This is a genomic window from Symbiobacterium ostreiconchae (assembly GCF_055396975.1).
This window is the reverse complement of sequence record NZ_AP042454.1, coordinates 2,466,731-2,492,046: the sequence shown is the minus strand read 5'-3', so window position 1 is coordinate 2,492,046 and position 25,316 is coordinate 2,466,731. Positions and strand designations below refer to the sequence as shown.

28 protein-coding genes and 1 pseudogene are annotated in these 25,316 nt (G+C 70.9%); 6 read left to right on the top strand and 23 right to left on the bottom strand.

What is annotated here, in order from left to right; genetic code table 11:
• Positions 1 to 4: 4 nt before the first annotated feature.
• Positions 5 to 880, bottom strand: coding sequence for an indole-3-glycerol phosphate synthase TrpC (trpC, locus tag ACZ5UM_RS12010; protein WP_464844400.1), 876 nt, complete (start codon positions 878 to 880; stop codon positions 5 to 7).
• The gene (trpS, locus tag ACZ5UM_RS12005; RefSeq protein WP_464844399.1) at positions 877 to 1,887 is read right to left on the bottom strand and encodes a tryptophan--tRNA ligase; all 1,011 of its coding nucleotides are present in this window, start codon (positions 1,885 to 1,887) and stop codon (positions 877 to 879) included. Before trpS ends, trpC begins: the two co-directional genes overlap by 4 nt.
• A 137-nt stretch (positions 1,888 to 2,024) precedes the next feature.
• Here trpS and ACZ5UM_RS12000 point away from each other — a divergent pair, with 137 nt between their 5' ends.
• Complete coding sequence (locus ACZ5UM_RS12000; RefSeq protein ID WP_464844398.1) at positions 2,025 to 2,837, top strand: metallophosphoesterase; 813 nt, start codon at positions 2,025 to 2,027, stop codon at positions 2,835 to 2,837.
• On the opposite strand, the gene trpD is transcribed toward ACZ5UM_RS12000, so the two are convergent.
• From trpD to ACZ5UM_RS11965, 7 genes are all read right to left on the bottom strand, one after another.
• Complete coding sequence (gene trpD / locus ACZ5UM_RS11995) at positions 2,818 to 3,843, bottom strand: anthranilate phosphoribosyltransferase (protein WP_464848366.1); 1,026 nt, start codon at positions 3,841 to 3,843, stop codon at positions 2,818 to 2,820. The two genes, ACZ5UM_RS12000 and trpD, sit on opposite strands and share 20 nt — an antisense overlap.
• Positions 3,844 to 3,873: 30 nt before the next feature.
• Positions 3,874 to 4,455 (bottom strand): anthranilate synthase component II, encoded by a 582-nt coding sequence (locus ACZ5UM_RS11990; protein WP_464844396.1) that lies wholly within the window; start codon positions 4,453 to 4,455, stop codon positions 3,874 to 3,876.
• Positions 4,455 to 5,972 (bottom strand): anthranilate synthase component I, encoded by a 1,518-nt coding sequence (trpE, locus tag ACZ5UM_RS11985; protein ID WP_464844394.1) that lies wholly within the window; start codon positions 5,970 to 5,972, stop codon positions 4,455 to 4,457. Before trpE ends, ACZ5UM_RS11990 begins: the two co-directional genes overlap by 1 nt.
• Before the next feature lie 384 nt (positions 5,973 to 6,356).
• The gene (locus ACZ5UM_RS11980) at positions 6,357 to 7,592 is read right to left on the bottom strand and encodes an MDR family MFS transporter (protein ID WP_464844392.1); all 1,236 of its coding nucleotides are present in this window, start codon (positions 7,590 to 7,592) and stop codon (positions 6,357 to 6,359) included.
• A 225-nt stretch (positions 7,593 to 7,817) separates the two neighbouring features.
• Complete coding sequence (locus ACZ5UM_RS11975; protein WP_464844390.1) at positions 7,818 to 8,420, bottom strand: biotin transporter BioY; 603 nt, start codon at positions 8,418 to 8,420, stop codon at positions 7,818 to 7,820.
• A gap of 73 nt (positions 8,421 to 8,493) precedes the next feature.
• On the bottom strand, positions 8,494 to 9,315 hold the full coding sequence (locus ACZ5UM_RS11970) for a Cof-type HAD-IIB family hydrolase (protein WP_464844388.1): 822 nt from the start codon (positions 9,313 to 9,315) through the stop codon (positions 8,494 to 8,496).
• Positions 9,316 to 9,488: 173 nt separating this feature from the next.
• On the bottom strand, positions 9,489 to 9,773 hold the full coding sequence (locus tag ACZ5UM_RS11965) for a hypothetical protein (protein ID WP_464844387.1): 285 nt from the start codon (positions 9,771 to 9,773) through the stop codon (positions 9,489 to 9,491).
• Positions 9,774 to 9,975: 202 nt separating this feature from the next.
• On the opposite strand from ACZ5UM_RS11965, the gene ACZ5UM_RS11960 reads away from it, so the two are divergent.
• A complete protein-coding gene (locus tag ACZ5UM_RS11960; protein WP_464844385.1) occupies positions 9,976 to 11,106 on the top strand; it encodes a hypothetical protein in 1,131 nt (376 codons plus the stop codon).
• On the opposite strand, the gene ACZ5UM_RS11955 is transcribed toward ACZ5UM_RS11960, so the two are convergent.
• From ACZ5UM_RS11955 to ACZ5UM_RS11925, 7 genes are all read right to left on the bottom strand, one after another.
• Positions 11,088 to 12,107: a biotin--[acetyl-CoA-carboxylase] ligase gene (locus ACZ5UM_RS11955; RefSeq protein WP_464844384.1), complete on the bottom strand. Its 1,020-nt coding sequence runs from the start codon at positions 12,105 to 12,107 to the stop codon at positions 11,088 to 11,090. The genes ACZ5UM_RS11960 and ACZ5UM_RS11955 overlap by 19 nt on opposite strands.
• Positions 12,108 to 12,215: 108 nt before the next feature.
• The gene (locus ACZ5UM_RS11950; RefSeq protein ID WP_464844382.1) at positions 12,216 to 12,716 is read right to left on the bottom strand and encodes an Hsp20/alpha crystallin family protein; all 501 of its coding nucleotides are present in this window, start codon (positions 12,714 to 12,716) and stop codon (positions 12,216 to 12,218) included.
• The gene (locus tag ACZ5UM_RS11945) at positions 12,700 to 13,086 is read right to left on the bottom strand and encodes an Hsp20/alpha crystallin family protein (protein ID WP_464844380.1); all 387 of its coding nucleotides are present in this window, start codon (positions 13,084 to 13,086) and stop codon (positions 12,700 to 12,702) included. Before ACZ5UM_RS11945 ends, ACZ5UM_RS11950 begins: the two co-directional genes overlap by 17 nt.
• Entirely contained in the window at positions 13,055 to 13,633 is a 579-nt protein-coding gene (locus ACZ5UM_RS11940) for a hypothetical protein (protein ID WP_464844379.1), read from the bottom strand. The genes ACZ5UM_RS11945 and ACZ5UM_RS11940 overlap by 32 nt, the downstream gene beginning before the upstream one ends.
• Positions 13,554 to 14,024 (bottom strand): hypothetical protein, encoded by a 471-nt coding sequence (locus ACZ5UM_RS11935; RefSeq protein ID WP_464844377.1) that lies wholly within the window; start codon positions 14,022 to 14,024, stop codon positions 13,554 to 13,556. Before ACZ5UM_RS11935 ends, ACZ5UM_RS11940 begins: the two co-directional genes overlap by 80 nt.
• Before the next feature lie 5 nt (positions 14,025 to 14,029).
• On the bottom strand, positions 14,030 to 14,311 hold the full coding sequence (locus ACZ5UM_RS11930) for a hypothetical protein (RefSeq protein WP_464844376.1): 282 nt from the start codon (positions 14,309 to 14,311) through the stop codon (positions 14,030 to 14,032).
• Positions 14,308 to 14,535: a hypothetical protein gene (locus ACZ5UM_RS11925; protein WP_464844374.1), complete on the bottom strand. Its 228-nt coding sequence runs from the start codon at positions 14,533 to 14,535 to the stop codon at positions 14,308 to 14,310. The genes ACZ5UM_RS11930 and ACZ5UM_RS11925 overlap by 4 nt, the downstream gene beginning before the upstream one ends.
• An 83-nt stretch (positions 14,536 to 14,618) precedes the next feature.
• On the opposite strand from ACZ5UM_RS11925, the gene ACZ5UM_RS11920 reads away from it, so the two are divergent.
• The 4 genes from ACZ5UM_RS11920 to mscL all read left to right on the top strand — a co-directional run bounded on the left by ACZ5UM_RS11920 (position 14,619) and on the right by mscL (position 16,882).
• Positions 14,619 to 14,846: a spore germination protein gene (locus ACZ5UM_RS11920; RefSeq protein WP_464844373.1), complete on the top strand. Its 228-nt coding sequence runs from the start codon at positions 14,619 to 14,621 to the stop codon at positions 14,844 to 14,846.
• A 137-nt stretch (positions 14,847 to 14,983) separates the two neighbouring features.
• Entirely contained in the window at positions 14,984 to 15,427 is a 444-nt protein-coding gene (locus tag ACZ5UM_RS11915; RefSeq protein WP_464844372.1) for a hypothetical protein, read from the top strand.
• 160 nt (positions 15,428 to 15,587) lie between these two features.
• Entirely contained in the window at positions 15,588 to 16,361 is a 774-nt protein-coding gene (locus ACZ5UM_RS11910) for an alpha/beta fold hydrolase (protein ID WP_464844370.1), read from the top strand.
• An 80-nt stretch (positions 16,362 to 16,441) separates the two neighbouring features.
• Positions 16,442 to 16,882: a large conductance mechanosensitive channel protein MscL gene (mscL, locus tag ACZ5UM_RS11905; protein ID WP_464844369.1), complete on the top strand. Its 441-nt coding sequence runs from the start codon at positions 16,442 to 16,444 to the stop codon at positions 16,880 to 16,882.
• A 56-nt stretch (positions 16,883 to 16,938) separates the two neighbouring features.
• On the opposite strand, the pseudogene ACZ5UM_RS11900 reads toward mscL, so the two are convergent.
• The 7 genes and pseudogenes from ACZ5UM_RS11900 to recG form a co-directional block, all read right to left on the bottom strand.
• Positions 16,939 to 17,520, bottom strand: a pseudogene (locus ACZ5UM_RS11900) (DJ-1/PfpI family protein).
• A gap of 136 nt (positions 17,521 to 17,656) precedes the next feature.
• Positions 17,657 to 17,947, bottom strand: a complete 291-nt coding sequence (locus ACZ5UM_RS11895; RefSeq protein ID WP_464844367.1) for a sulfurtransferase TusA family protein — start codon at positions 17,945 to 17,947, stop codon at positions 17,657 to 17,659.
• Between the two features lie 17 nt (positions 17,948 to 17,964).
• Positions 17,965 to 19,059, bottom strand: a complete 1,095-nt coding sequence (locus ACZ5UM_RS11890) for a YeeE/YedE family protein (RefSeq protein ID WP_464844365.1) — start codon at positions 19,057 to 19,059, stop codon at positions 17,965 to 17,967.
• Between the two features lie 364 nt (positions 19,060 to 19,423).
• On the bottom strand, positions 19,424 to 20,155 hold the full coding sequence (locus tag ACZ5UM_RS11885) for a PspA/IM30 family protein (protein ID WP_464844363.1): 732 nt from the start codon (positions 20,153 to 20,155) through the stop codon (positions 19,424 to 19,426).
• Between the two features lie 39 nt (positions 20,156 to 20,194).
• Positions 20,195 to 21,883, bottom strand: a complete 1,689-nt coding sequence (locus tag ACZ5UM_RS11880; protein ID WP_464844362.1) for an ATP-binding protein — start codon at positions 21,881 to 21,883, stop codon at positions 20,195 to 20,197.
• Positions 21,884 to 21,951: 68 nt separating this feature from the next.
• Positions 21,952 to 23,070, bottom strand: coding sequence for a hypothetical protein (locus ACZ5UM_RS11875; protein ID WP_464844361.1), 1,119 nt, complete (start codon positions 23,068 to 23,070; stop codon positions 21,952 to 21,954).
• A gap of 65 nt (positions 23,071 to 23,135) precedes the next feature.
• Positions 23,136 to 25,265: an ATP-dependent DNA helicase RecG gene (gene recG, locus ACZ5UM_RS11870; protein WP_464844359.1), complete on the bottom strand. Its 2,130-nt coding sequence runs from the start codon at positions 25,263 to 25,265 to the stop codon at positions 23,136 to 23,138.
• Positions 25,266 to 25,316: the final 51 nt, after the last annotated feature.

Here is a 25,316-nt window from a genome sequence, read left to right as displayed (position 1 = left end):
CTTGTCAGGCGGCCCCCCGCAGGGCCCGGAGGGCGGCAGCCACGTCGGGCTGGCGCATCAGCGACTCGCCCACCAGCACCGCCCGGGCGCCGGCTGCCCCGACCCGGCGCAGGTCGTCGTGGGTCCAGATGCCCGATTCGCTCACCAACAGCCGGTCGGGCGGCACCAGCGGGGCCAGCCGCTCCGTCACCTCCAGCGTGGTGTGGAACGTGCGCAGGTCCCGGTTGTTGATGCCGATCACGGGGGACCCGGATTCCACCGCCAGCGCCAGCTCCTCGGCGGTGTGGACCTCCATCAGGACGTCCATGCCCAGCTCCGCCGCCAGGGCGGCGAGCCGGTTCAGGTCCCCGGGCGTGCGGCGGCCCGCACACTCCCCGTGAAACGCCGCCACGATCAGCAGGATCGCGTCCGCCCCCGCCGCCCGGGCCTCGTAGACCTGGTACTCGTCGATGATGAACTCCTTGCGCAGCAGCGGCAGGTCCACCGCCTGCCGGATCGCCGTGAGGTACCCGAGCGACCCCTGGAACCAGCGCTCGTCGGTGAGCACCGAGAGGCTGGCGGCGCCGCCCTCGGCGTAGGCCCGGGCGATGGACACGGGGTCGAAGTCCGGCCGGATGAGCCCCCGGGACGGGCTGGCCTTCTTCACCTCGGCGATCACCCGGACCTCAGGTACGCCTGCGGGGCCCTCCGTGCCCTGAGCCGACGGCCCCGGCATTCCGGTCGCCCCCGGTTGCCCTGCGGGCCGGCCGAGCAGCGCACGGCGGAACCCCCTCGGGGGCGGCGCCTGGCGGGCGGCGGCAATGACCTCGCCCAGGGGCCGGGCGAGCCGGGCCGCCGCCACCTCCGCCTCCTTGGCGGCCAGGATCTGCGCCAGGATCATGGCCGCTTCCGGGGGAGCAGCCCCAGGGCGTCCTGCAGCCGGCGCAGCACCGGGGTGGCCACAGCCTCCGCCTTCTGGGCGCCCTTCTCCAGGATCTCCTCGATCACGCCCGGCTCGCACAGTTCCTGGTACCGCTTCTGGATCGGCTCCAGGGTCGCCACCACCGCCTCGGCCACGTCCTTCTTGAACTGGCCGTAGCCCGTGTAGCGGCCGGCGATCTCATCCAGCGACATCCCGGTGCAGAGCGAGAGGATGACCATCAGGTTCGAGACGCCGGGCTTCTTCTCCGGGTCGTAGCGCACCTCGCTCTCCGAATCAGTGACGGCCCGCTTGATCTTCTTCCGGATCACGTCCGGCGTGTCCAGCATGTGGATCGTCGCGGACTCGTCGGGGTCCGACTTGGACATCTTCTGCGTGGGGTTCTGCAGCGACATGATGCGCCCCCCCGCCTCCCGGGGCGGGATGTAGGGCTCGGGGACGACCACGATCTCCCGGCCGAACCGGTTGTTCAGCCGCACGGCGATGTCCCGGGCCAGCTCCAGGTGCTGCTTCTGGTCGTCGCCCACGGGCACGTGGGTCGTGTCGTACAGCAGGATGTCCGCGGCCATCAGGGCGGGGTAGGTGAACAGCCCGGCCGTGACCACCTCGGCCTTGGCCGCCTTGTCCTTGAACTGCGTCATGCGCTGCAGCTCGCCGTAGTAGCAGCTCACCTCCATCAGCCAGCCCATCTCCGCGTGGGCGGAGACGTGGGACTGGACGAAGATCGTGGCCACGTCCGGGTCGATGCCGGCCGCCACATAAAGCCGGGCCATGTCCAGGGTGTTCCTGCGCAGCTCGGCCGGATCCTTGGGGATGGTCAGCGCGTGCAGGTCGACCACGCAGAAGAAGCACTGGGCCTCGTGCTGCAGCTTCACGAAGTTGCGCATGGCCCCCAGGTAGTTGCCCAGGGTCACGCCGCTGGTGGGCTGCATGCCCGAGAAGACGGTCCTGATCGGCTTGGTGCTCATGTCGACGACCACTCCTTTGTACATCCGCTCGTAATCTTCCCAAGCGACTTGCCTGTCACCGACAACTCCGATGCCACTCGTTGCGTCAAATGCCTAGTATTCCCTCAACAACGAGTTCCGGAGGAGGGAATCCTTCGTTGAAGCGCCGACACTTCCTGCTCCGGGCCGCGTTCGCCTTCGTCGGCCTGGCCCTGGGGCTCGCCGGCTGGAGCCGGTTCGTCGAGACCCGGCGGGTTCGGTTCGAGGAGCGCACCATCTCCATCCCGGGCCTGCCCGGCCACCTGGAGGGATACACCATCGGCGTGCTCAGCGACCTGCACGTGGGGCCGACGACGCCGGCGGACTGGGTGCGGCACGTGGCCGAAGAGCTGGCCCAGCGAAGGCCCGACCTGGTCGTGGCGGTGGGCGACTTCATCGGCGGCCACGAGCACGTCGCGGCGGCCAACTGGTCCCTGGAGCCGGTGCGGGGGGCGCTGGCCGTCCTGGGCAACTGGGACTACTACAGCCCGCAGATCCGGCAGGCGCTCACCAACGTGCGGCTGCTGGAGAACCAGGGGGTCCTCGCCGCCGACGGCCTGTGGTTGGCCGGTGTCGACGAACCCCGCCTGGGCCGGCCCGACGTGGGCCGGGCGATGGCCGGCGCCCCGCCCGGGGCCGTCCGCATCCTGCTCTGCCACGAGCCCGACTACGCCGACACCCTGGTCCGCCCTGAGCACCGGGTAGCGCTGATGATCAGCGGCCACAGCCACGGCGGCCAGGTCCGCCTGCCCCTGGTCGGCCCGCTGCTCCTGCCCCCGGGAGGGCGGAAGTACCACACCGGGCTCTACCAGGCGCCCCACTGCCAGGTCTACACCACCCGCGGCGTGGGCACCGCCCACATCCCCGTCCGGCTGTTCTGCCCGCCGGAGGTGACGCTGATCCGGCTGGTGGCTACGCCGACTCCGCCCTGAGCCGGTGCGTGAACGCCCGCAGGCGCTCCAGCACCCGGCCCGCCTCCCCCGAGTCGATGGACTGCGCCGCCAGCTCGACCCCCTCCCGGAGGGTCCGCACCCGGTCGGCGGCCAGCAGGGCGGCGGCGGCGTTGAGCAGCACCACGTCCCGCCGGGGCCCCGGCTCGCCGCCGAGCACCGCCTCGGTGATGCGGGCGTTCTCCTCCCTGGTGCCGCCCCGGATGTACTCCCGGGGCGCCCGGCTGAGCCCCACGTCCTCCGGCACCACCCGGTAGGTGTGCACGAAGCCATCCCGCATCTCCGAGACCACCGTCGGGGCCGAGATCGAGATCTCGTCCACGCCGTCGGTGCCGTGCACCACCAGGGCGTGCCTGACGCCCAGGTTTCCCAGCACCCGGGCCAGCGGCTCGGTGAGGTTCGGGTCGTAGACCCCCATGAGCTGCGCCTGGGCCATCGCCGGGTTGGTCAGCGGCCCCAGCAGGTTGAAGATGTTGCGGAGCCCGATCTCCCGGCGCACCGGCGCCACGTGCTTCATGCTGGTGTGCAGCGCCGGGGCGTAGAGGAAGCCGATGCCCACCTCGTCGATGCACCGGCCGACCTGGGCCGGGGTCAGGTCCAGGTTCACGCCCAGCGCCTCCAGCACGTCCGCGGAGCCGGTAAGCGACGTGGCCGCCCGGTTGCCGTGCTTGGCCACCGCCACCCCCGCCCCCGCCACCACGAAGGCGGCGGTGGTGGAGATGTTGAACGTGTGGGAGCCGTCGCCGCCGGTGCCGCACGTGTCCACCACGAGCGGCCGGCTGTGGTGGATCCGGGTCGCCCGCTCCCGCATCACCCGGGCCGCCCCGGTGATCTCCTCCACCGTCTCGCCCTTGATCCGGAGGGCCATCAGGAAGGCCGCCACCTGGGCCGGGGTGGCCTCGCCGGTCATCATCAGGGTCATGGCCGCCTCCGCCTGGGCTTCGGTGAGATCCTTGCCCTCGGCCACCTGCCTGAGCAGGGCTTTCATGTCCATCTCCATGCCTTCCGCCCTCCCTTCTCACGCCGCCGCCGGCTGCACCAGCCGGAGGAAGTTCTGCAGCAGCTGCCGGCCGCACTCGGTCAGGATCGACTCCGGGTGGAACTGCACCCCGTAGACCGGGTGCACCCGGTGCTGCACCGCCATCACCAGGCCGTCCTCGGTCTCGGCCGTGACGAGCAGCTCATCCGGGAGGCTCGCCCGGTCGACCACCAGCGAGTGGTACCGGCCCGCCGTGAACGGGTTGGGCAGCCCGGCGAAGATCCCCTGGCCGGTGTGGAGCACCCGGCTGGTCTTGCCGTGCATCAGGGACGGCGCCTGCACCACCCGCCCGCCGTAAGCCTGGCCGATGGCCTGGTGGCCCAGGCAGACCCCGAGGATCGGGGTGGTCGCTCCCAGCCTCCGGATCAGCTCCAGCGAGATGCCGGCCTCGCCGGGGGTGCAGGGCCCGGGGCCGATGACCACCGCATACGGCTGCATGGCGGCCACCTGATCCACGGAGATCTGGTCATTCCGGACCACCGCCTGGGCCGCCCCCAGCTCCCCCAGGTACTGGACCAGGTTGTACGTGAAGGAGTCGTAGTTGTCGATCACGACGATCATCAGAGCCCCTCCTCTGCCAGTTCCAGCGCCCGGATCAGGGCCCGGGCCTTGTTGCGGGACTCGGTGAGCTCCGCCTCCGGGTCCGAGTCGGCCACGATGCCGGCTCCCGCCTGGATGAACACACGGTCGCCCTTCATCACCAGGGTCCGGATGGCGATGCAGGTGTCCATGGCGCCGCTCCAGGAGAAGTACCCCACCGCCCCACCGTAGATCCCCCGGCGCACGGGCTCCAGCTCGTCGATGATCTCCATCGCCCGCACCTTCGGCGCCCCGGTGAGGGTTCCGGCCGGGAAACAGGCGGTCAGCACGTCGCAGGCATCCTTCTCCTCGGCCACCTCGCCCCGGATGTCGCTGACGATGTGCATCACGTGCGAGTACCGCTCCACGTGCATGAGCTGATGCACCTGCACCGTCCCGTAGTTGCAGACCCGGCCCAGGTCGTTGCGGCCCAGGTCGACCAGCATCACGTGCTCGGCCCGCTCCTTCTCGTCGGCGAGCAGCTCGGCCTCCAGCCGCCGGTCCTCCTCCTCGGTGGCGCCCCGGGGCCGGGTCCCCGCCAGCGGCCGGGTGGTGGCCACGCCGTCCTCCACCCGCACCAGCAGCTCCGGCGAGGCGCCGATCACCTTCAGGTCGCCGAAGCTCAGGTAGAACATGTAGGGGCTCGGATTGAGCATCCGGAGCGCCCGGTAGATGTCCAGCGGACGGCTGCGCACCCGGGTCTCCCACCGCTGCGAGAGCACCACCTGGAACGCGTCGCCCGCCCGGATGTAGGCCTTGGCCCGCTCGACCGCCGCCGTGAAGTCCTCCGGCGTCTGGCAGGCCCGCACCTCCAGGGGGCGGGGCCGGGTCCACGGGAGCCCCGGCGGAAGGGGCACCGGCCCCCGCAGCCGCTCCACCGCCCGGTCCAGGAGGGCCTGGGCCCGCCGGTAGGCCACCTCGGGCTCGCCGCCCGGCATGGTGTTGGCGATCAGCAGCAGCCTGTGCTTCAGGTGGTCGAACACCACCACCAGCTCCGGCGCCATGAAGAGCGAATCGGGCAGGTGCAGCTCGTCCGGCGGCCCGTCCGGCAGCCGCTCGTACGCCCGCACGGCGTCGTAGGCCACGTAGCCCACCATCCCGCCCGCAAACCGGGGCAGCCCCGGCGGCTGGTAGACGGCGTAGCGGCGCAGCACCTGCCGCAGGTGGCCCAGCGGGTCGCCCTCCATCCGCTCGCCCCGCTCCCCCTCGGTCACCATGCCCACCGTGCGGTACTCCGCGGCCTCCTCGCCCCGGAGCAGCCGGCTCACGCCCGCCTTGTGGGCCAGGGTGAGGAGCGGCCGGCAGCCGAGGAAGGAGTAGCGGGCCACCTTCTCGCCGCCCTCCACGGATTCGAACAGGAAGGCGCACGGCTCGTCCAGGCAGAGCTTCATGAAGACCGAGATCGGCGTCTCCAGGTCAGCCAGGACCTCCCGGTGGACGGGGATCAGGTCGTACTCCCTGGCCAGGCTCAGGTAGGTCCCCAGGCTGGGGTGGTACATTGCGCTCACGCTCCTCGGGTTGACGGTTGCCAATGCAAAACGGCCTTCGTCCCTCCATAGGGACGAAGGCCGGAATAAACGGGCCTACGCGGTGCCACCCCAGTTCGCCTGCAAAGCAGGCGCGCTCTTTACGCAGGTACCATCATACCCTCTACCCGGTAACGGCGGAAGCCACCGGCCCGCCTACTGATGCGCCGCCCGGCGCACGTTCGGCCGACAGGCTCCCGGGACCATTCGCCAGACTCCTCCGTACCGGACCTCGCACCGCCGCCGGCTCGCTGAGACGGATCGGTCTGGGTACTCTCCCCGTTCATCGCCGCCAAGACGATCTGGTTTGACAGAGACATTAGCACGGGCGGCGGCCGGCTGTCAAGACCCGTTTTCCTACAGATCGTCCTCCTCCATCCGGATCTCCGGCACCCGCCGGGCGCGCTCGTACACCAGGATGGCGAGCATGGGCACCACGAGGCCGGAGGTCATCACGGAGATCTGCGTGGCGTACCCGGCGGCGTCGTAGAGCATCCCGCCCAGCAGAGGACCGAGCATGCGCCCGGCCGTCGCGCCGGAGAGGATGAGCCCCTGGAGCCTGCCCCGCAGGGCGGGGGGCGAGAGGCGGGCGACGGTGGCGGGGATGACCGGCCAGAGCAGCATCTCGCCCAAGGTGAGCAGCACCATCGAGGCGACGAAGACGGCGTAGCGGTCGGAGGTGAGCAGCACGCCGAACGCCAGGGCGTAGAGCACGACGCCGAGCAGCATCTGGGCGAGGGGCTGCCGCAGCCGCCGCACCACGGCGCTCACGAGCGGCTGGCCGGCGAAGATGAGCGCCCCGTTCAGCGTCCAGAGCACCGAGAAGGCCGAGATGTCGAACCCGAGTGCCTGCGTGCGGACCGAGTTTCCGGTCTGCCACTGGGTGTAGACGATCCAGAGGCAGACGTAGGCGACGAACAGCGCCCAGATGGGGGTCCACGGCACCCGCGGCTCCGGATCCGCCACGCCGGCCGGCCCGCCGTCCGCTTCCCGCGCCTCCCCGGCTGGCAGCCGCTCCTCCCGGATGAAGGCCGCGGCGAACGCCGCGTAGAGCAGGAACAGGACGGACGCGCCGCCGAAGGCCAGGACAAAGGAGCGGTCTGCGAGCACGCCGCCCAGCGCGGTGCCGGCCGCCACCCCGATGTTGGCGGCCACGTAGTTGAAGTTGAACGCCCGCCGCCCGTGGCCGGGCCAGACCCGGGCCAGCATCGCATTGACCGCCGAGAGCGGCAGCGAGACCGCAAAACCGTAGACCACCATGCACGCCACGTACACGGGCCACGAGGAGGTCAGCGCCAGCATGGCCGTGACGACGACCGTGGTCAGCAGGCCGCCCAGCATGGGAAGGCGGGGCCCGATCCGGTCGTAGAGCCACCCGCCCGCGAGCTGGCCCAGCATGGCGCCGGCGGAGTGCACGAGCAGCACCGTCCCGGCGACCGTCATCGACCGGCCCAGGTGCTCGTGGATGTAGATGGTGGTCAGGGGCCAGATGAAGGACGTCCCCGTGTGATTGAGAAAGCTGCCGAAGGACAGGAACCAGAGCATGCGGGGGTAGGCGCCGAAGAGGGCACGGAGCCGGGCAGGCAGTCTCACGCAGGTCCCCCCAGGTGACGTAACCGATGGGACACCCCCAGTCTAGCACCTGGCCGGGCCGTGGAGAAGTGGGAAGCCCCAGATCCCCTCCTCCCCGGCCGTGAGGACCCCGCGGAGGCCGGTTATCCCGCCGTCGGCGCCCGGCTCGCCCCCCGCTCCGCCCACACGGAGTCTGCGCCCGCGGCGGGGAGCGCGGCCCGGGCGGCTGCAACCGGCCCCGGGGCGTTACCGGTGGGGGCCGAGCGCCGTGAGCAGCCCCGTCCGGGCCAGGGCCCGCCGCACCGCCACGGCAACCAGCGCGGCCGCGGCCGCTTTCGCCAGGTCGAAGGGCACGAAGGGCAGCACCCAGCCGGTCATCACCGCCGCCAGCCCCTGGCCGCCGACCAGCCACGCCCAGCCGGCCCCGCCTGCGTAGATCACCGCCAGGCCGGCCAGCATGGCGCCCGCCGTCCGCACCAGACCGTTCCCGCGAACCGGCCCGCCCGGCGCACCCGACACCCGCGCCGCAGGCGCCAGGGCCCCCACCACCGCCGCGGCCAGCGGATAGCTCCACAGGTAGCCGGCAGTCGGCCCCGCCAGCACCTGCAGCCCGGCGTTGCCCCCGGCGAACACGGGCAGCCCCGCAGCCCCCAGCAGCAGATACAGCCCCATCGCCGCGGCCGCCCAGGCCGGACGGAGGAGGCCGCCGGTCAGCAGCACCACCAGCACCTGCAGCGTCACCGGCACGGCGGAGACGCCGGGCAGGAACAGCCGGAGCGGCGCGACGGCCCCGAGGAGCGCCGCCATCATCGCGGCCAGGACCAGATTCCGCAGTCGTGTCGCACGCATGGCGCGTCACCCTCCAATATGTCAACCTATATCGGAGTCTAGGTTAACATATCCTGAGGGCGGACGCAATCGTTCACCCCTCGATCGGCGTGCCGATCTCCCGGCCCTCCACCAGCGCGTCCAGTACGGCGGCGACCCCGTCCTCCATGTTGGACAGGGTCTCTCTCCGGGCGACAGCCCGCAGGCCGGGGTGCGCGTTCTCCACGGCCACGCCCAGGCCGGCCGCGGCCAGCAGATCGAGGTCGTTCAGGTAGTCGCCGATGGCCAGGCACCGCTCCCGGCCGATGCCCAGGTGCGCCAGCAGCGCCTGCAGCCCCGCCCCCTTGCCCCCGGTGGGCGGCAGCACCTCCAGGTACAGGTGGAATGACCGGACCAGCTTCACCGGCAGGTTCGCGGCCACGATCGCTTCCTCCGCCCGGTCCAACTGCTCCGGCTCGCCGATGGTCAGGATCTTGACGATATCGCCGCAGGTGGCCGGCGAGAGGTCGGGCTGCACGTCCACGGTGATGCCGTCCAGCCTCAGGTGCTCATCGATGGTGGGGTTCATCTCCCGCACAGCCGCCCGGCGCGTCCCGTGGACGATGATGTGAAGCCCCGCCGCCTCCAGCAGCGGCCACACGGCCGCCACCGCGCCCGGATCGAGGGGGTGGACGACCAGGTCACGGTCGCCGGCCGGGTCGTAGAGCAGCGACCCGTTGAGCAGCACCAGGGGCGTCCGCAGGTCCAGGTCGCGGAAGTAGCGCCGCGCCGACTGCACCCCGCGCCCGGTGGCAAAGGAGAACCGGCCGCCGGCGGCCTCGAAGCGCTTGATGGCCGCCTTCGTCCGGTCGGAGATCGTCTTGTCGTCGCGCAGCAGGGTTCCGTCCAGGTCTGAGATCACGAGGTCATACTGCAAACTGCAACCCATCCTTATCGTGTACTTAATCAAAGCTTAAACGATACCCCCGGCAGCCGCCATCGGGCGCGCGGCTCAGCCCGGGGTTCCACCGGCGAAGCTCTCCACGTACGCCCGGTCCTCCACCCGCATCACATGCCGGTTGAGGAACTGGGCGCCCGACACCAGCACGATCACGCCGCCCAGCAGGGCGAGAGCATCAGCCGCCTCCGGTCCAGCCGGTCGGCCAGCGCGCCGGCAAAGGGCGTGGTCACCAGGCTGGCGATGCCCTTCGCCATGCCCACCGCCGCCAGGGCCCAGGCGAGCTGCGGCTGCTGCCCGGCCTGCGGGTAGGCCACCGTCACCAGCCGCACGTTCAGGGCAGAGAGAGTGATCTCCGTGCCCAGTACGGAGACCGACTGGGAGGCCCAGAGGATCACGAAGGTCCGGAACCCGTTGGCCGGCGGCTGGCAGGCCACGCCCTTCCCTCCCTGCGCATGCGGTGCACTAGGACTTCGTCAGCCGCGAAGGTGATCCCTGCCGACCTCGCCCCGCGCCCGGAACGGCCTGGGCCGCCGCCGAAACAAGGCGCCCCGCGCCGAGCGTCCAACAAGTGAGGGCGTACGGAGGCATGCCCGCGTGGTGCCGTACGCAACCGCTCACGGCAGGAGGGGTCACGCGATGCAACGGGACGCATCACACAACCGGGCCCTGCTGGCCATCGGGCTGGCAGCGATCATGCTGGGCGCATCGGCCTGCGCAGCCCCCGATGCGGCTGCGCCTGCAGCAGCGGAGAAGCAGACTCCGGCATCGTCGGTGCAGGGACCGGACGCATCGGGTCACACAGGAGAGCGGGAGGCGTCCGTTCACCCGCCTGCGGTTCCGCCCGGCGGCGGGAAAGGCGAGGAGGAGATCATCCTCGGGCAGGCGGGGGAGCGGTACCAGATTGAACGCATCCGCGCCGCGGCCGAGTTCGGCCGGCCGGTACAGGAACTGGACCTCAACGGCGACGGCAAGGTCGAGGGGATCATCGGCGTGCTCGGGCAGTGGCACGGCGAAGAGGTCCTGATCGTGGACCACGACGGCAACCACCGCATGACCCTGAACGGTTCGCTGCCCCCCTCCGTCCTGGGGCGCGTGGACCTGGTCCCGGGCCCCGGCCTGCCCAACCCGGTGCTGGTGGTGCAGACGGGCAGCCCCGACCAGTGGCACCGCATGTGGTTCACCTGGATGGAGGGCGAACAGTTCGTCTCCCCGTGGGGCTGGCACCCGAAGACCAATCTGGCCTTCGGCCAGGGCTACGCGATCCAGCCAGACGGCACCGTGGAGATCACGGGCAGTCTGGCCGGCCACAGCTTTGTGCGCCAGTATCGGATCGAGCGGGCCGAGGGAGACTCCTTCACGCCTTACCAGGCCGTACTGCAGGACGAACAGGTCACGCCCGGACCGTATCCGACCACCGCGGCGGATCTGCTGACCGCGCTGTTCATCGCCCGGTGGTATGACCTCCACGATCAGATCGAACGGTACGTGCCCGATCCCGCCGTGCGCGCCGCCTTCATGGCGCAGGATGTCGGCCGGGTGCTGTACGCGCCGGTTCCGGTGCAGGTGGGCCGCCTGGTGGAAGGGGACTACGGCCCCCGGATCGAGCCCGGTGAGCCTGATTCTCAGGGGTACGTGGAGTTCCTGGCGTCGGTGCAGCAGTACGAGGGCGGCAGCTACTGGACCGGCCGGGCCGTGATCGGGACCGCGGAAGACGGAAGACTGGTGGTCACGGGCCTGGAGTTCCTGGATCAGGGCTGGAGCCTCTGATCCCTCACACCTCCCGGCCGCAGCGAGACCTCGCCCGAGACCACCCGGTGCACCCGGCCCGCGCCGTCCCGCACCAGGAGGGCGCCGTCCTCGTCCACCCCTTCGGCGACGCCCTCCAGGGACACCTGCCCGTCCAGGCCGAGCACGCGCACCGGCTGCCCCAGCGTGACGGAAAACGTCCGCCAGCGGTCGAGCACCTGGTCGAACCGGCCCCCGAGCAGGGCGTCGTAGGCCGCCTCGAACCGGGCCAGGATCGCCTGGACCAGGGCGGCCCTCCGCACCGGTCGGGCGCCCTCCAGCGCGAGCGAGGTGGCCGTCTCCCGGAAGGCAGGATCCATCTGCGCCCGGCCCAGGGTCACGTTGAGACCGATGCCCAGCACCACGAAGGCCACCCGGTCCATCTCGGCCTCCATCTCCGTCAGGATGCCGCAGAGCTTGCGCCCGCCCACCTGCACATCGTTGGGCCACTTGATCCCCGCGGCCACGCCGGCGGCCTCCCGCACCGCCTCGGTGACGGCCACCGCCGCCGCCAGCGTGATGCGGGGCGCCGCGTGGGGCGGCAGGTCGGGCCTCAGCACCAGCGACATCGCAATGGCCGCGCCGTGGGGCGTGCTCCAGGCCCGGCCCAGCCGCCCCTTGCCTGCGGTCTGTTCCTCGGCCAGCACCAGCAGCCCCTCCGGGGCGCCCTGCCGGGCCAGCGCCTTGGCGAGGTCATTGGTGGAGCCCACCGTCTCCCGGTACTCCACGGCCCGGCCCAGCCGGCGGGTGGTCAGGCCCGCCAGCACCTCCTCCGGGGTCAGCAGGTCGGGCCGGGCCACGAGCCGGTAGCCTTTGCGGGGGGCGGCCTCCACCTCATACCCCAGCGCCCGCAGGGCCTCGATGTGCTTCCAGATGGCGGTGCGGCTCACCCCGAGCTGCCGCGAGATCTCCGCGCCGCTCACCCACCCGTCGCCGGCGGCGGTCAGCAGGGCCAGGAGCTCCGGTGCGGTGCGTGACGTCATGGCCAACTCCCCCAGGCGATTCGTCTGGGGGAAGTTTACCCCAATCATCCTTTGGGCTTCAACCGGATCGGCGGCCGCGGGGCGCGCGTCCCCGCGGCCGCACGTGCGTCAGCCGCCGGACTGCGGCACGTGGAGCACCGCCACGCCCTCGCCGCCGGATCCCGGGCTGGCGCGCCGAAACCGCAGCTGCAGGACGCCGTCCCGGTACTGGGCCGCGGCCGCCGGCAGCACGGACGCCGGCAGCGTGACCATGCGCGCGCAGTAACCGAAGAAGCGCTCCCGCTGTATGTACAGCCCATCGGGCAGGCGATCGGGGAGAAACGCCTCGATCAGCAGCTCGGTGGGGCCCGCCAGGCTGACGGCCACCTGGTGCGGGCCGGTCAGCCCGGGCAGGATGGCCTCCACCACCACGTCGTGCGGGGTCACGTAGATGTCCAGCGGCGGTCCGGCCGCGGCCCGGGCCCGGCTTGCGGCTCTGCCCGCCGGCTGACCCTTCGGCCGGGGAGATCCGGCCCGGCCCAGCTCCCGCCAGAAGTCCTCGCCGAACGCGTCGCCCAGGGCTTCCAGCTGTTCGGCGATGCGCTGCACGACCTTACCGGGGTCGCTCACCGGAAACCGCCTCCTTCGGCTGCCACTGCAGGCGCACGGCCTCCGCCCGCACGCGCATGTCGACGGTCAGCACGCCGTCCTGCAGGGTGACGACCACGCCGCCGGCATCCACCGGCAGCGGCAGGTGCACGGTCCGGGAGAACGGCCCGTAAGTACACTCGTTGAGCGCCAGGTTCTCCCGGGGAAGCGGATGCCGGTAGGCCACCTCCCCCTCCAGCACCAGCTGCCGGTCGCCCACGATCGAGACCCGCAGGTCCGAAGGCCTCACCCCCGGCAGGGAGGCCAGCAGGATGAGGCGGTCGCCCCTGCGGACCAGATCGACCGGCGGCCCTGCGCGCTCAGCCGGCGGCTCCTGGTTGCTCGTCTTCATGTCTCTCGCTCCCTTCGCGGTCAGGCGGGGGCCAGATCTGGATCCGGGGCGGAGGCGGAGGCTTCGGCTCCTGGGTCCCGCCACCCTGCTCCGCCCGGGCCCGCCACCGGCTGACCACGCTGTTGCGCAGCCCCCGCGCGGCCGGGCCTGCCCCGGGCCGGGCACCCTCCGGCGGGTCCTGTCCTCCCCCGGTCTCGCTGGGCCGTGCGGGGTCGATCTCCAGCGGCCGGGCCGGGTCGACCTCGGGGGGGCGGGGAGCTTCCGGGGCACCCGGGGACGGGCCGGGGCCGAGCGTGAGGCTGTGCGTGATCCCGATGTTCAGCTGGCCCTCCAGCTGCTCCACGTCGATGTCGCCCAGGTGAAACGCCAGGGTCTGCACCTCCAGCCGCTCCACCTGCAGGTGCACGGGCGGCCGCGCGGCCATCTCCTCCAAGGCCCGCACGAGCCGGGCCAGCACCTGGACGGTCCTACCGAGCTGCGCCGCCAGCTCGTCCAGTGCGGGCAGCTTCCCCGGATCCCCGGGGCGCCGCGGACGGTCTGTGCCCATGCCGTCCCCCCTTCACCGCGGAGCCGGTGCGGACCTCCGCGCCCGGGTCGTCCCACCGGAACCGGAAGGTGGCCGGCGGGGTGCCTGCGGCCGCCTGCCTCCCGGGGACCTGCCCCGGTGAGGCGCTGCCGGCGCCCTGCCCATCCCGGCCGGATGCGCCGCCTGCGCCGTCCTCCGCCGGGCACGTGCACAGCACCCCCACGTTGATCCAGGACAGGCCGCCGTCCCCGGCGATGCCGACGAGCTGGCTGCTGCTTCCCCCTCCGCCGCCGCCTTCCCGCACCGACGCGACGCCGAAGTTCACGGAACCGCCGCTCTGCCCGCTGATCTGCACAAATCCCAGGTTGACGGCGCCGGCGCGGCAGACGGGCGGCCAGGGCAGCCATGCCAAACCGCTCACCCCCCGACCTGGAAGCCCGCCATGGTGGCGTAAGGGGTGTCCGCCCAGTCCGTGTCGGTCAGCACCCCGTACCAGATGGCGCTGTACGTGCCGTCGCCGCCGAGATCCGCCAGGGAGTTGCCCTTGCTGTTGCTGGTGAGGAAGCCCAGGTCCAGCACGCCCGTGGTCACCACGCCGCCGCTGCTCACGTTGGTGATCTCGTACCACCAGGCGTTGATCACCGGGGCGGCGCAGAGCGGGGCCGTGGCGGGCCAGAAGGGGGCATACCCGTACATCATGCCGGACCCCATCCGGCTCCGGTCCACCAGAAGGGCGCGTCGATCCCGTCGGCGTCGATCAGCACACCGAACCCCAGCGGTGCCGCCCCGTAGTCGCCCGTGATGGCGCTCCCGCCCACGTTGCCCTTGCCGGTCGTGCGGCTGCGCCGGATGTACGTCATCCCCGTCGAGACCACGCCGGAGACATTCATCACTTTCACCGCCCCGATGTTCAGCCGGTCCAACCTGCCCACCCCCCGGTGCTGCGGCTCCGCCGCTATCTCCACACTATGCGGCCGCGGCATATGGTGACAGAAGGGGGGTCGCTTTGACCATCGAGTTTCACATCCATATGATCAAGGTGAACGGAATCGACTCCTCGTCGGCGTTCACCATCGGCACCAACCTGCTCATCGGCTTCGGCAGCCAGAGCAAGTCCGTCAGCGGGGGCAGCGCGGTCACCGGCGATTACAGCAGCCTGCCCAGCCTCTTCAGCGCCATCGACGACCGGGATTACATCGACACCCCCGCCTGGCAGGTCGCCCAGACGGACTGACGCCAGGGGCTCGCTTCCGTCGAACCGTTGCACGGGCTGCGCGCGTCCATTGGATGAAGGCCCGGACTGCACCGGCCGCCGCGCAGGGCGGGCCGCAGGTGCAGGGCTTCCACCGGGCGGAAGGGAGTGCTGGGTACGTGCGAAACGCCAGACTGCTGCTGGTGCTGCTGCCGTTCATCCTGGGCCTGCTGGTGAACCGGTTCATCCCGCTCCTCGCCGGCGCGCTGCCGCTTCTGGCCTGGATCTTCCTGGCGTTGTGGGCGGGGTTTGGCCTCTGGATCTTCCGGAGTGAGGTCAACCGCGCCCTGGCGGTCGCGGCCGGTGCGGGCACGCCGATCGCGGTCTGGCTCCTGTACGTCGCCACGGCGGGCACGCGGCCCAGCATCTACCCGCAGCTCTACTTCTCCCTCGCCGTCCCAGCCGCGGCGCAGTTCCGGGACCTGCTCATCGACCCGATTCACACCGATGTCGGGAGCATCCTGCGCACCGCGGCGCTCCTGATGGCCGCCGCCTTCCTGGCCGGCTTCTTCTGGGGGTGGTTCCGGTCCCGTCAGAGCCGCAGGGTGGGCGCGGCCCTCTAGTGCCGCAGCGCCTCGGCACGAGAATGTGAACAGGCGGTCCCGCCGCACGGGCGGGGCCGTCTCGCCGTTTCCGCGGCAGCGCAGGGGCCGGCGGGACGGGCAGGCGCCCGACAGGGAAATCGGACGCAGGCGTGGAACTCCCCCTGAGGGGGTGTTCGCCGTGTCGCTGCCCTGCCAGGTCTACGGGCCGCCGTCTGCCCCGACGATCCTCTTCCTGCACGGCGGCGGCGTCAGCGGGTGGATGTGGGAGCCCGTCGTCCGCCGCCTGTGCGACCGATACCGCTGCCTGGTGCCCGACCTGCCCGGCCACGGGCGGCTGGCCCACGAGACGTTCACGTTCGCGGCCGCCGCGGCCGGTCTCGCCGATCTGATCGGCGCGGAAGCGGCGGGCGGGCCGGTGCATGTGGTCGGCCTGTCGCTGGGCGGGCAGACCGCCCTCCACCTGATCGCCGGCCACCCGCACCTGGTGGCCCGGGCCGTCGTCTCCGGGACCCTCACCCGCTCCCTGCCGGGTATCGGCCCCTACCGGGCCGTGCTCCGCCTCACCTTCCCCCTGGCGCGCCGGGAGTGGATGATCCGCCTCAACGCCCGGCAGCTCGGCATTCCGCCGGCGTACCTCGCGCAGTTCCGCGCCGACACCCTGCAGGCGACAGCCGCCGGCCTGGAGGCCGTGGTGGCCGAGAACATGTCCTTCCGCCTGCCGGACCGCCTGGCCGGGTCGCCCGTGGCGCTGCTGGCCCTGGTGGGCGGGCGTGAGCTGCGCCTGCTGCGGGCCTGTGCCCGCGACCTGGCCCGCACGCTGCCTCACGCCCGGGCGTACCTGGTGCCCGGCGCCGGCCACACCTGGTGCCTGCAGGATCCGGACCTGTTTGCCCGCGCCGTGGCGGCGCACGTGGCGGACGAACCGCTCCCGGCGGCACTCGTGCCCCTGTAATCCGCACGCAGGAACTGTCCGGGCGCACGCCCGGTGTGTTGGACCAGGGCAACATGTCCGACCAGAAGGAGGGAACCCCGATGCTGACGGAGTTCAAACGGTTCGCACTGAGGGGCAACGTGCTGGACCTGGCTGTGGGCGTCGTGATCGGGGCGTCGTTCAACCAGATCGTCAACTCGCTGGTCAACGACATCATCATGCCGCCGCTAGGATTCATCATCGGAAAGGTAGACTTCTCCAACCTGTACCTCAACCTGAGCCGGACCTCGTATGGCTCGCTGGCCGAGGCGCGCGAGGCCGGCGCCCCCATCATCGCCTACGGCCTGTTCCTCAACCAGGTCATCAACTTCCTCATCGTCGCCTTCGCGGTGTTCCTGCTGATCCGGCAGGTGAACCGGTGGCGGCCGACGCCCCCGCCGGAGCCCCCGAAGACCAGGGAGTGCCCCTACTGCCTCTCGGCCGTGCCGGTGAGGGCCGTCAAGTGCGCCCACTGCGCCTCCGACCTGCCCGCCGGGAGCTGAAACCGAAGGCCCTCCGTCCCCCATCGGGGCGGAGGGCCTGACGGCGTACTGGGAAGCTACGGCTCGATCTTGGTCCCCAGCACCTTCAGGAACTGCGCGATCCAGGCCGGGTGCGCCGGCCAGGCCGGGGCGGTGACCAGGTTGCCGTCGGTGTGCGCCTGGTCCACCTCCAGGTTGACGTACTCGGCGCCCGCCAGCTTCACCTCAGGCGCGCAGGCGTAGTAGGCGGAGCAGGCCTTGCCCTTCAGGACGTCGGCCGCCGCCAGCAGCTGGGCCCCGTGGCAGATGGCCGCGATGGGCTTGTTGGCCTCGCCGAAGTGGCGCACCATGGCGAGGACCCGCTCGTTGAGCCGCAGGTACTCCGGCGCCCGGCCGCCAGGGATCACCAGGGCGTCGTAGTCTTCGGGCTTCACCTCGTCAAAGTCGGCGTTCAGGGCAAAGTTGTGGCCGGGCTTCTCGCTGTAGGTCTGGTCGCCTTCGAAGTCGTGGATGGCCGTGCGCACTTTGTCGCCGGGCTTCTTGCCGGGGCAGACGGCGTGCACGGTGTGGCCCACCGCCTACAGGGCCTGGAACGGAACCATGACCTCGTAATCCTCGACGAAGTCGCCCACGATCATGAGGATCTTCTTCCCGCTCATCTCATCGACCCCTTTCACGAGTGATCCTCGGCACGGCTACTCTTTTCGCCGCCGGGGCGGCACCCCCCTGCCGAGTTCTCGGGAAATTGCCTCAAATCGCAGGCGGCATGGGCAGGCTGCGGATGAGCCTCGCCGGCTACCGCTCGCCGGGGATGGTGCAGGTGTAGTCCTCCGGCCGGACCCGCTCCGGCGCCGCCCCTTTCCGGCGGATGACGATGCGCCACCGGGCCGGACCGGTCTTCACGAACTCCTCGATGGCGTGCCCGGCCTCCCCGGCCCACCGGGGCAGCGACTCGGTCGCCTGGGTGCAGTCGAAGTCGATCACCAGGCGGCCGCCCGGCTCCACCTGGTTGATCTTCTGCTTGGCCGTCACCAGCGGGTAGGGGCAGGGCTCGCCAAGCACATCCAGGTACAGTTCCTTCACCATGCGCGCATCCTCCTCCCTCAGTCACCGTGGGCAAGGCCCGGGGCCGCGGCCCGCCGGGATTCAGCCAGGCGGGCCGGCAGGACCAGGAACAGGTAGGCGCCCAGCCAGGTGCCCAGGATGGTGAACAGCGTCGCCGTCCAGCCGTTCAGGGAGAACTGGGAGACGGCCACCAGCCCGTTGCCGATATTGCAGCCCCGGGCCAGCGTGGCGCCGAAGCCCATCCCCAGCCCGCCGACCATGTGCTGGAGCAGCCGGCCGGGTCCGGGCGCCCGCAGCCGGAACTCGCCTGCGGCCTTCGCGGCGATGAAACTGCCGACGGGGATCCCGAGCACCAGGAAGGTGTTCCAGTCCAGGGCCGAGACGTCGCCGGACGCCACCAGGAACCGCAGCAGGCCGGCCGTGGCGCCGGTGATGCCCAGGCCGGCCATCCGGCCGGTGCTGATCGAGGTCAGCCAGGCGATGACCGCCACCGCCCCCACCGCGGCGCCTGTCACCGGCCAGGGCCAGCCCCGGCCGAACACGGCCCGCCACAGCGCCGACCGGCGCGCATCCACCGGCGCCGGCCAGGCCGGGGCGGCGGCGCGCCGGGAGCGCGCCAGGAAGAGCAGGGCGGCAACCCAGAGCGCCGCCACCAGCACCCACGGGCTCACGCCCAGGGCGCCGTAGAGACTGGTCTCGCCGTTCAGGGTCGCCGTGGGCCCCTGGATCCGCTGGGTCAGCGGCGCCAGAGCCCCGGCCCCCCGGGAGGCGAGCGCCCCGATGCCGTAGAACACGGCAGCCACCAGCGATCCCACCAGCCCCTCGCCAATGCGGTAGTAGGTCCCCGAGGCGCAGCCGCCCGCCAGGATCAGCGAGACGCCGAAGATCAGCCCGCCGACAGACGCGGCCAGCCACTGGAACGGGTCCGGGCGGAACTGGATGATGCCCGCCGCGTGCAGGGCGAAGATGCCCGTCGACTGGATGGCCAGCGACAGCACGTAGGCCTTGAACAGCGTGGCGTCGCGGGTCAGGTAGAGATCCCGGAACCCGCTGGTCATGCAGAACCGCCCCCGCTGCAGCACGAAGCCGAACAGAACGCCGGTCAGTCCCCCTGCCAGGATGACCCCGATCACCGCAGACCCTCCCCCTAATTCCGAGTGTCCCGATCTGTTTTATACAGATTTTGTTGGAGTTGATTGTAGGTCCTTCCGGCTTCCGTGTCAATAGCTAACGGCCGACCGCGGCCATCTCTGGTCCCCACGCCGGTGCGCATTGGCGGGTGGAACCGCACGCTGGCCCCGCGCACCCGCAACGTGGAGGTCCGTTCCGACGCCAGCGGCCAGGTCCAGGTGGTGCAGACCAGCGCCGTCCGTCGCCGGTCCCCTTTCGCCCGGCCCCAGTCTTCCTGACGCGCGCCGGTGCTTCCCATGCAACACGAACAGCCGAGGGCTGCCGGTCTCCCCGGCAGCCCTCGGCTGTATGCGCAGGGCCAGCGCCCTAGTTCTGCGTCGTCTCCTTCACCACGCGGCCGTTCTCCTCGGTCTGCGCCGGCTCGTCGCCGAACAGCGCCCGCAGTTTCTCCTCCGCCCGGCTCTTCGCGGCCGAGGCCTTCAGGTTCCGCATGCGGGCGTCGATGGAGTTCTTGCCCAGCTCGGCGATGGCCTCCTCCTTGGCCAGCTTGCTCTGAATGAGCTCCTCCGCCTGCCGCAGCCCCTCGTTGATCTGGCCGGCGCCGGACTCGGTGGCGAAATTGGAGCGGAGCGTGTTCATCTCCCTCTTCAGGTCAGCCAGGTCGGCCTGGACCTTCAGCTGCTCGATCTGGCTCATTTTCTGGAACATCTCGGCCTGGAAGTTCTCGAACTCCTGGCGCGCGTGGTCCGCCTCAGCCTTGATGGAGTTATACGCCTCGAGCGCCGTGTTGTAGGCGGCCTCCAGGTGCTCCTCCTGGATCAGCAGCTGCAGGGCGAGCTCGCGGTCGTTCTGCCGCTTCGCCTCCTGGATCAGCCGGCGGCAATCCTCCAGTTCCTTCTCGGCGGACTTCAGCTTGGCCGCCGCGACCTTCTCCCGGGCGATGATGTTCGCCGTGGTGGTGTTGTAGCGGACCTTGGCGGCGTTCAGCTGGTTCTTCAGATCCTCCAGCATCGCCTTCGGGTTCTTCTCTTCCAGGCCGCCGATGAAGAGGGAGAAGAAGCCGCGGATCAACCGGCCCAAACGTGCGAAGAAGCCCATCTACCTCATCCTCCTTCTGTGCAGTAGAGTCCTTAACACCTAACGAAGGTTCATCAGCTTATACCGCTGCACCCGTTCTTCCAAAGCCTTCCGGTCGTCCAGCAGGTCCCGGAACTCGGACGGGAGCACGTCCTTGTCGTCGCACTCCAGGATCGCCAGGTCGGTCATGAACTCCACCTGCCCCGTGGAGGGCCGGATCCGCTCCAGCGCGCCTTCGATGTCCGCCTGGATGATCTCGGTCCGCCCGGCGTCCTCGGCCAGCTCCCAGGCCTTCAGCACCACCGACTCCAGCTCGGCGCCGGTGTAGCCTTCGGTCCGGTGGGCCGCCTCCTCCCAGTCGGGCTCTCCCGGCATGCCGTAGCGCTGCTGCACCGCCTGCAGGATCGCCACCCGCTCCGCCCATCCCGGGATGAGGAAGGGGATCTTCCGGTCGAAGCGGCCGGGCCGCTTCAGCGCCGGGTCGATCAGGTCGGGGCGGTTGGTCGCCGCCACGAAGACGATGCGGCCGCGGTTCTGCGGGTTGGACATGAAGTCCAGCATGCGGGCGAAGAGCCGCTGCTGCACCCCCGAGTCGCCGCCGCTCCCCCGCTGCAGCAGCTGGTCGATCTCGTCGATGAGCACCAGGCACGGCGCCAGCGACTGGATGCCCAGCAGCGCCTTCTCCAGGTTCTGCTCCGAGAGGCCCACATACGGCCCGAGGATCTTGCCGAAGTTGAGCTTGACCCCGTTGACGCCCGCCTCCGCCACCAGGGCGTAGAAGAAGGCGGACTTGCCGGTGCCCGAGGGACCGGTGAGCAGCACGCCCAGCGGGACCCGCCGGTAGTTGCCGGTGCGCAGGGGCGCGACGATGTTCTTCGCGGCAAAGAGCTTCGCCTCAGTGAGGCCGCCCAGGGCGGTGAAGTCGAAGCGGGGCTCGACGATCTCCAGCACGTCGCCGAACTCGGCCCGGATAAGCGACTCCTTGCGGTCCCGGGCGAAGTCGAGGGTGATGGGCTGCCCGGTGGCCTCGGCCCGCAGGCCGATGTCCTCGATCAGGACCCGGGAGAGCCCGGCGGTGGCGTTGGCCAGCTGATGGACGTCCACCGCCAGGTTCAGCTGCCGCTTCTCCACCATGGCCTCGATGTAGTTCAGCCGGTCCTCCAGGTCGGGCAGCGGCACCAGGATCTGTTCGATCTTGGTGGAGGCCAGGCGCAGGTGCGGGTGCAACTCGACCAGGGACCCGGCCAGCATCACCACCGGGCTGCCCATCCGGTTGAGCCGCACGTCGCCCGCCCACTTCTTCACGAAGGTGAGCGCCCGGAGCTCCTCCTGGTCCATGTGGGCCAGGTCCTCCGCCGGCAGCACGGTCTCCGCGTTCTCGATGAGGACCGCCGCGGGCTCCTTGTAGATGAGCTTGTCGAGCAGGGCGAACGCCTGGCCCGGGGCCACCGGCAGCTTGATGTCGTCCTCCGGCCGCACCCGCTCGCCGGTCAGGATGCGGATGAACTCCTCCCGCATCCCCGGCCGGGAGAAGGTGATGCCTTCCGCCCGGTTGTAGATGGCGACCACCCGCCGGGGCTTTCCCTTCGGGGCGTAGGCGGGGTTCTCCAGGAAGTCCTGAATCACCACGTCCCGCACCCGCCGGTTGTCGGGGCCGGCGTAGTCGTTCACGTTGAAGTGCAGCACGAACAGGTTGGCGATGGAGCTCCTGTACTTGAAGGTCAGGTCTTCCAGCCACGCCGGGCGCATCCGCCTGCCTCCCTACTCCCAGAGGTGTCGGTTCCGCTTCGAAAGAGTCTGTCAGGCCGGGAAAAGGTTCATCCGGTCTGCCGCCGGCCCCAGGTCCGCCGGGCCGCGCGGCCCGCAGCGATGCCGCTCACCACCGCCGCCACGATCCCCTGGGCGATGCCGATGAGCGGCGGGCCGTACCCCTGCTCACGCAGGGCGGGGATCCGCATCAGCAAGCCGATCGCCAACCACACGTCCAGGGTGCCCCCCAGCACCAGGCCCGCGAGCGTCCCCACGCCGACCGCCCATCCGCGGGACGAAAGCCGTCCGGCCAGCCGGCCCAAGCCGAGGCCGACGGCCGCCGCCACCGCCAGCACCGCCGCGAAGCCCAGCCAGTAATACGGGGCCGGGCTGGGGCCCAGGAAGAGGCCCGACCGGTTCATCACGGCGAACGTCAGGTTCTCGTCGGGCAGACCGGGGTACTCGGCCACGTACTCGCCGTCCTCCTGCCGGAACTCCAGGTTGCCGGCGAAGTCGTACCGGGTGCCCGGCGGCGCCGCGACCCGGATCTCCAGGGGGCCGAAGGAGGCCCACCCCCGGGCCGGCAGGAGCAGGTAGTGATACTGGAAGACTCGGTTGGCCCAGCGCGTCCGGTCCCAGGCGGCGGCGTGGTCGTAGGTGACGACCAGCTCGCCTTCCGCGTCTGCGGGCAGGTCGAGGGTGAAGAGGTAGAAGCGGAGCACCGGCTGGTGCCAGATGTCCGGCTCGTACGGCTCGCCGGTGACGGGATCCAGCCACACGTCCGCGGTGGTCCAGGCGTCGGCCATCGCCTTCAGGTCGTCGGGGGCGAACTGCCCCCACTCCATCCGCACCGGCACCGGCTGGCCCTGCCAGGTAGCCGTGAGCTCCGCCGCGTCGCCGGTGTCCTGCACCACGAAGGCGAAAGGCTGGCCGTCCAGCGCCGGTCCCCGGTTGGCCAGGGTGTACCGTGCGGTGACGGTGGCGCGGCTGAGGTCCTCGCTCAGGTCGAACCGGAGCACCTCACCCAGCACGTGCACCTGGTCGCTCGTCCCCGGCAGCAGGGGCCCGCCAGTGTCGCCCACGACCCGGGGCGGTCCGGCGTTGGCGCAGGCAGACGCCGGAACCAGCCACAGCAGCAGCGCGGTCACCAGGGGAACGATCGGGTGCCGACATCCTGTTTGACGCATCCTTTTCGGCCCCCCCTTCAACTTCTTAACCCCATCCCGCGATATTTATAAGGTCCTTGGCAAAATCAGCTCACCAGGATGAAGCCGAACTGCGCGCCCAGCCGCTCCTTGACGGCCTGCCGGAGCGCCCGGTGCGCAGGAAGGAGGAGCTGGGGATCCTCCTCCACCAGCCGCGCCGCTTCGGCCCGCGCCCGCTCCAGGATGGCCAGGTCGGCGACGGGGTTGGCCACCTTCAGGTCGGGCATGCCGTGCTGCCGGGTGCCGAAGAATTCGCCCGGCCCCCGCAGCTCCAGGTCCTTCTCGGCCAGGGCGAAGCCGTCGCTGTACTTCTGCAGGATCATCATCCGCTCCCGGGCCTCCTGCGTCTTCGGGTCGGCGATCAGCACGCAGTAGGACTGGTGGCTGCCGCGCCCCACCCGGCCCCGCAACTGGTGGAGCTGGGCCAGGCCGAACCGGTCGGCCCCCTCGATGATCATCATCGAGGCGTTGGGCACGTCGACGCCGACCTCGATGACCGTCGTGGTCACCAGCACCTGGATCTCCCCGGCGCGGAAGGCCTCCATCACCGCCTCCTTCTCCGCCGGCCGCATGCGGCCGTGGAGCAGCCCGATGCGCACGTCGGGGTACTGCTCCCGCAGCCGCTCGTACCACTCGGTGGCCGCCTGGGCCTGGAGCTTGTCCGACTCCTCCACCAGGGGGCACACCACGTACCCCTGCCGGCCGGCGGGCACCTCGGTGCGCATCAGGTGGTCGTAGACCTGGCGGCGGGCCGACTCGGGCCGCCAGTAGGTGCCCACGGGCCGCCGGCCCGGGGGCAGCTCGTCGATCACCGAGACGTCCAGGTCGCCGTAGAGGGTGAGCGCCAGCGTCCGGGGGATCGGCGTGGCGGTCATCACCAGCGTGTCGGGCATGACCTCGCCCTTCTGCTGCAGCCGCGCCCGCTGCCGTACGCCGAAGCGGTGCTGCTCGTCGGTGATCACCAGGCTCAGGTCCTTGAAGACCACCCGGTCCTCGATCAGCGCGTGGGTGCCGACGGCGATGTGGGCCGTGCCCATCTGCAGCAGGCCCAGGTTGGCCTCCCGCTCCTTCTTGGTGAGGCTGCCGGTCACCAGCACCACCTCGACGCCCAGCGGGCCGAAGATCCGGCGCAGATTCAGGTAGTGCTGCTCCGCCAGGATTTCGGTGGGGGCCATCAGCACGCCCTGGTGGCCGGAGTCCACGGCCTTGGCCAGGGCGGCGACGGCGACCATCGTCTTGCCGGAGCCCACATCGCCCTGGATGAGCCGGTTCATCGGCCGGGGGGACTCCATGTCGGCCGCCACCTGCCGGATCACCCGCTCCTGGGCGGCCGTCAGCCGGAAGGGCAGGCTCGCCCGCAGCCGGCGGCTGATCTCGCCGTCGGGCCCGTGGGCGATCCCCGCCTGCTCCACCACCGTCTGCCGGCGCACCAGGGCCAGCCCGACCTGGAGCACGAACAGCTCCTCGAAGGCGAGGGTGGTCCGGGCCCGCTCCTTCTGGGCCTCGGAGTCGGGGAAGTGGATGGCCCGCCACGCCTCCGCCAAGGGCATCAGCCCCTGCCGCTGCCGCACGGCCTCGGGCACGGTGTCGGGCATCAGGTGCGCGGCGGACTGGAGGGCAAAGTGCACCGCCCGCCGCACGTCCCGGGGGTTGAGGGAGCCGGTCAGGGGATAGACCGGCACAATCCGGCCGGCGTGAAGCGGGTCGGAGGAGGATTCCTCGTCAATGATCTCCCATTCGGGATTGGTGATCTGGATCTGCGCGCCCCGCCGTTCCACCGTCCCGGCGAAGACGACCTTCGTGCCCACGGGGAAGCGCTTGGCCTGCCAGGGCTGGTTGAACCAGACGCCTGCGGCGGTGCCGGAGCCGTCGGAGATGATGACCTTGGTCAGCTGCAGCCGCCCCCGGACCTTCTGGTCCTGCACCATCACCACCGTGCCCATCAGCGACTCCTGCTGCCCCGCCTGGGCCTGGGCGATGTGCTTGAACTGGGAGTAGTCCCGGTACGCCCGGGGAACCCGCTCGATGAGGTCGCGCACGGTGGATATCCCCTGTCTGGCCAGGTCCCTGGCCCGGGCCGGCCCGATGCCCTTCAGGTACTGGACCGGCATGTTCAGGGGATCGCCGTAATAGCTCTTGGCCTTGCTCCTGGAATCGCCGCCACTGGTGGGTGCCACCCATCTCACCTCACCGAGACCTGTTCGCTGTCGTGGCGAACGAATCCTGTA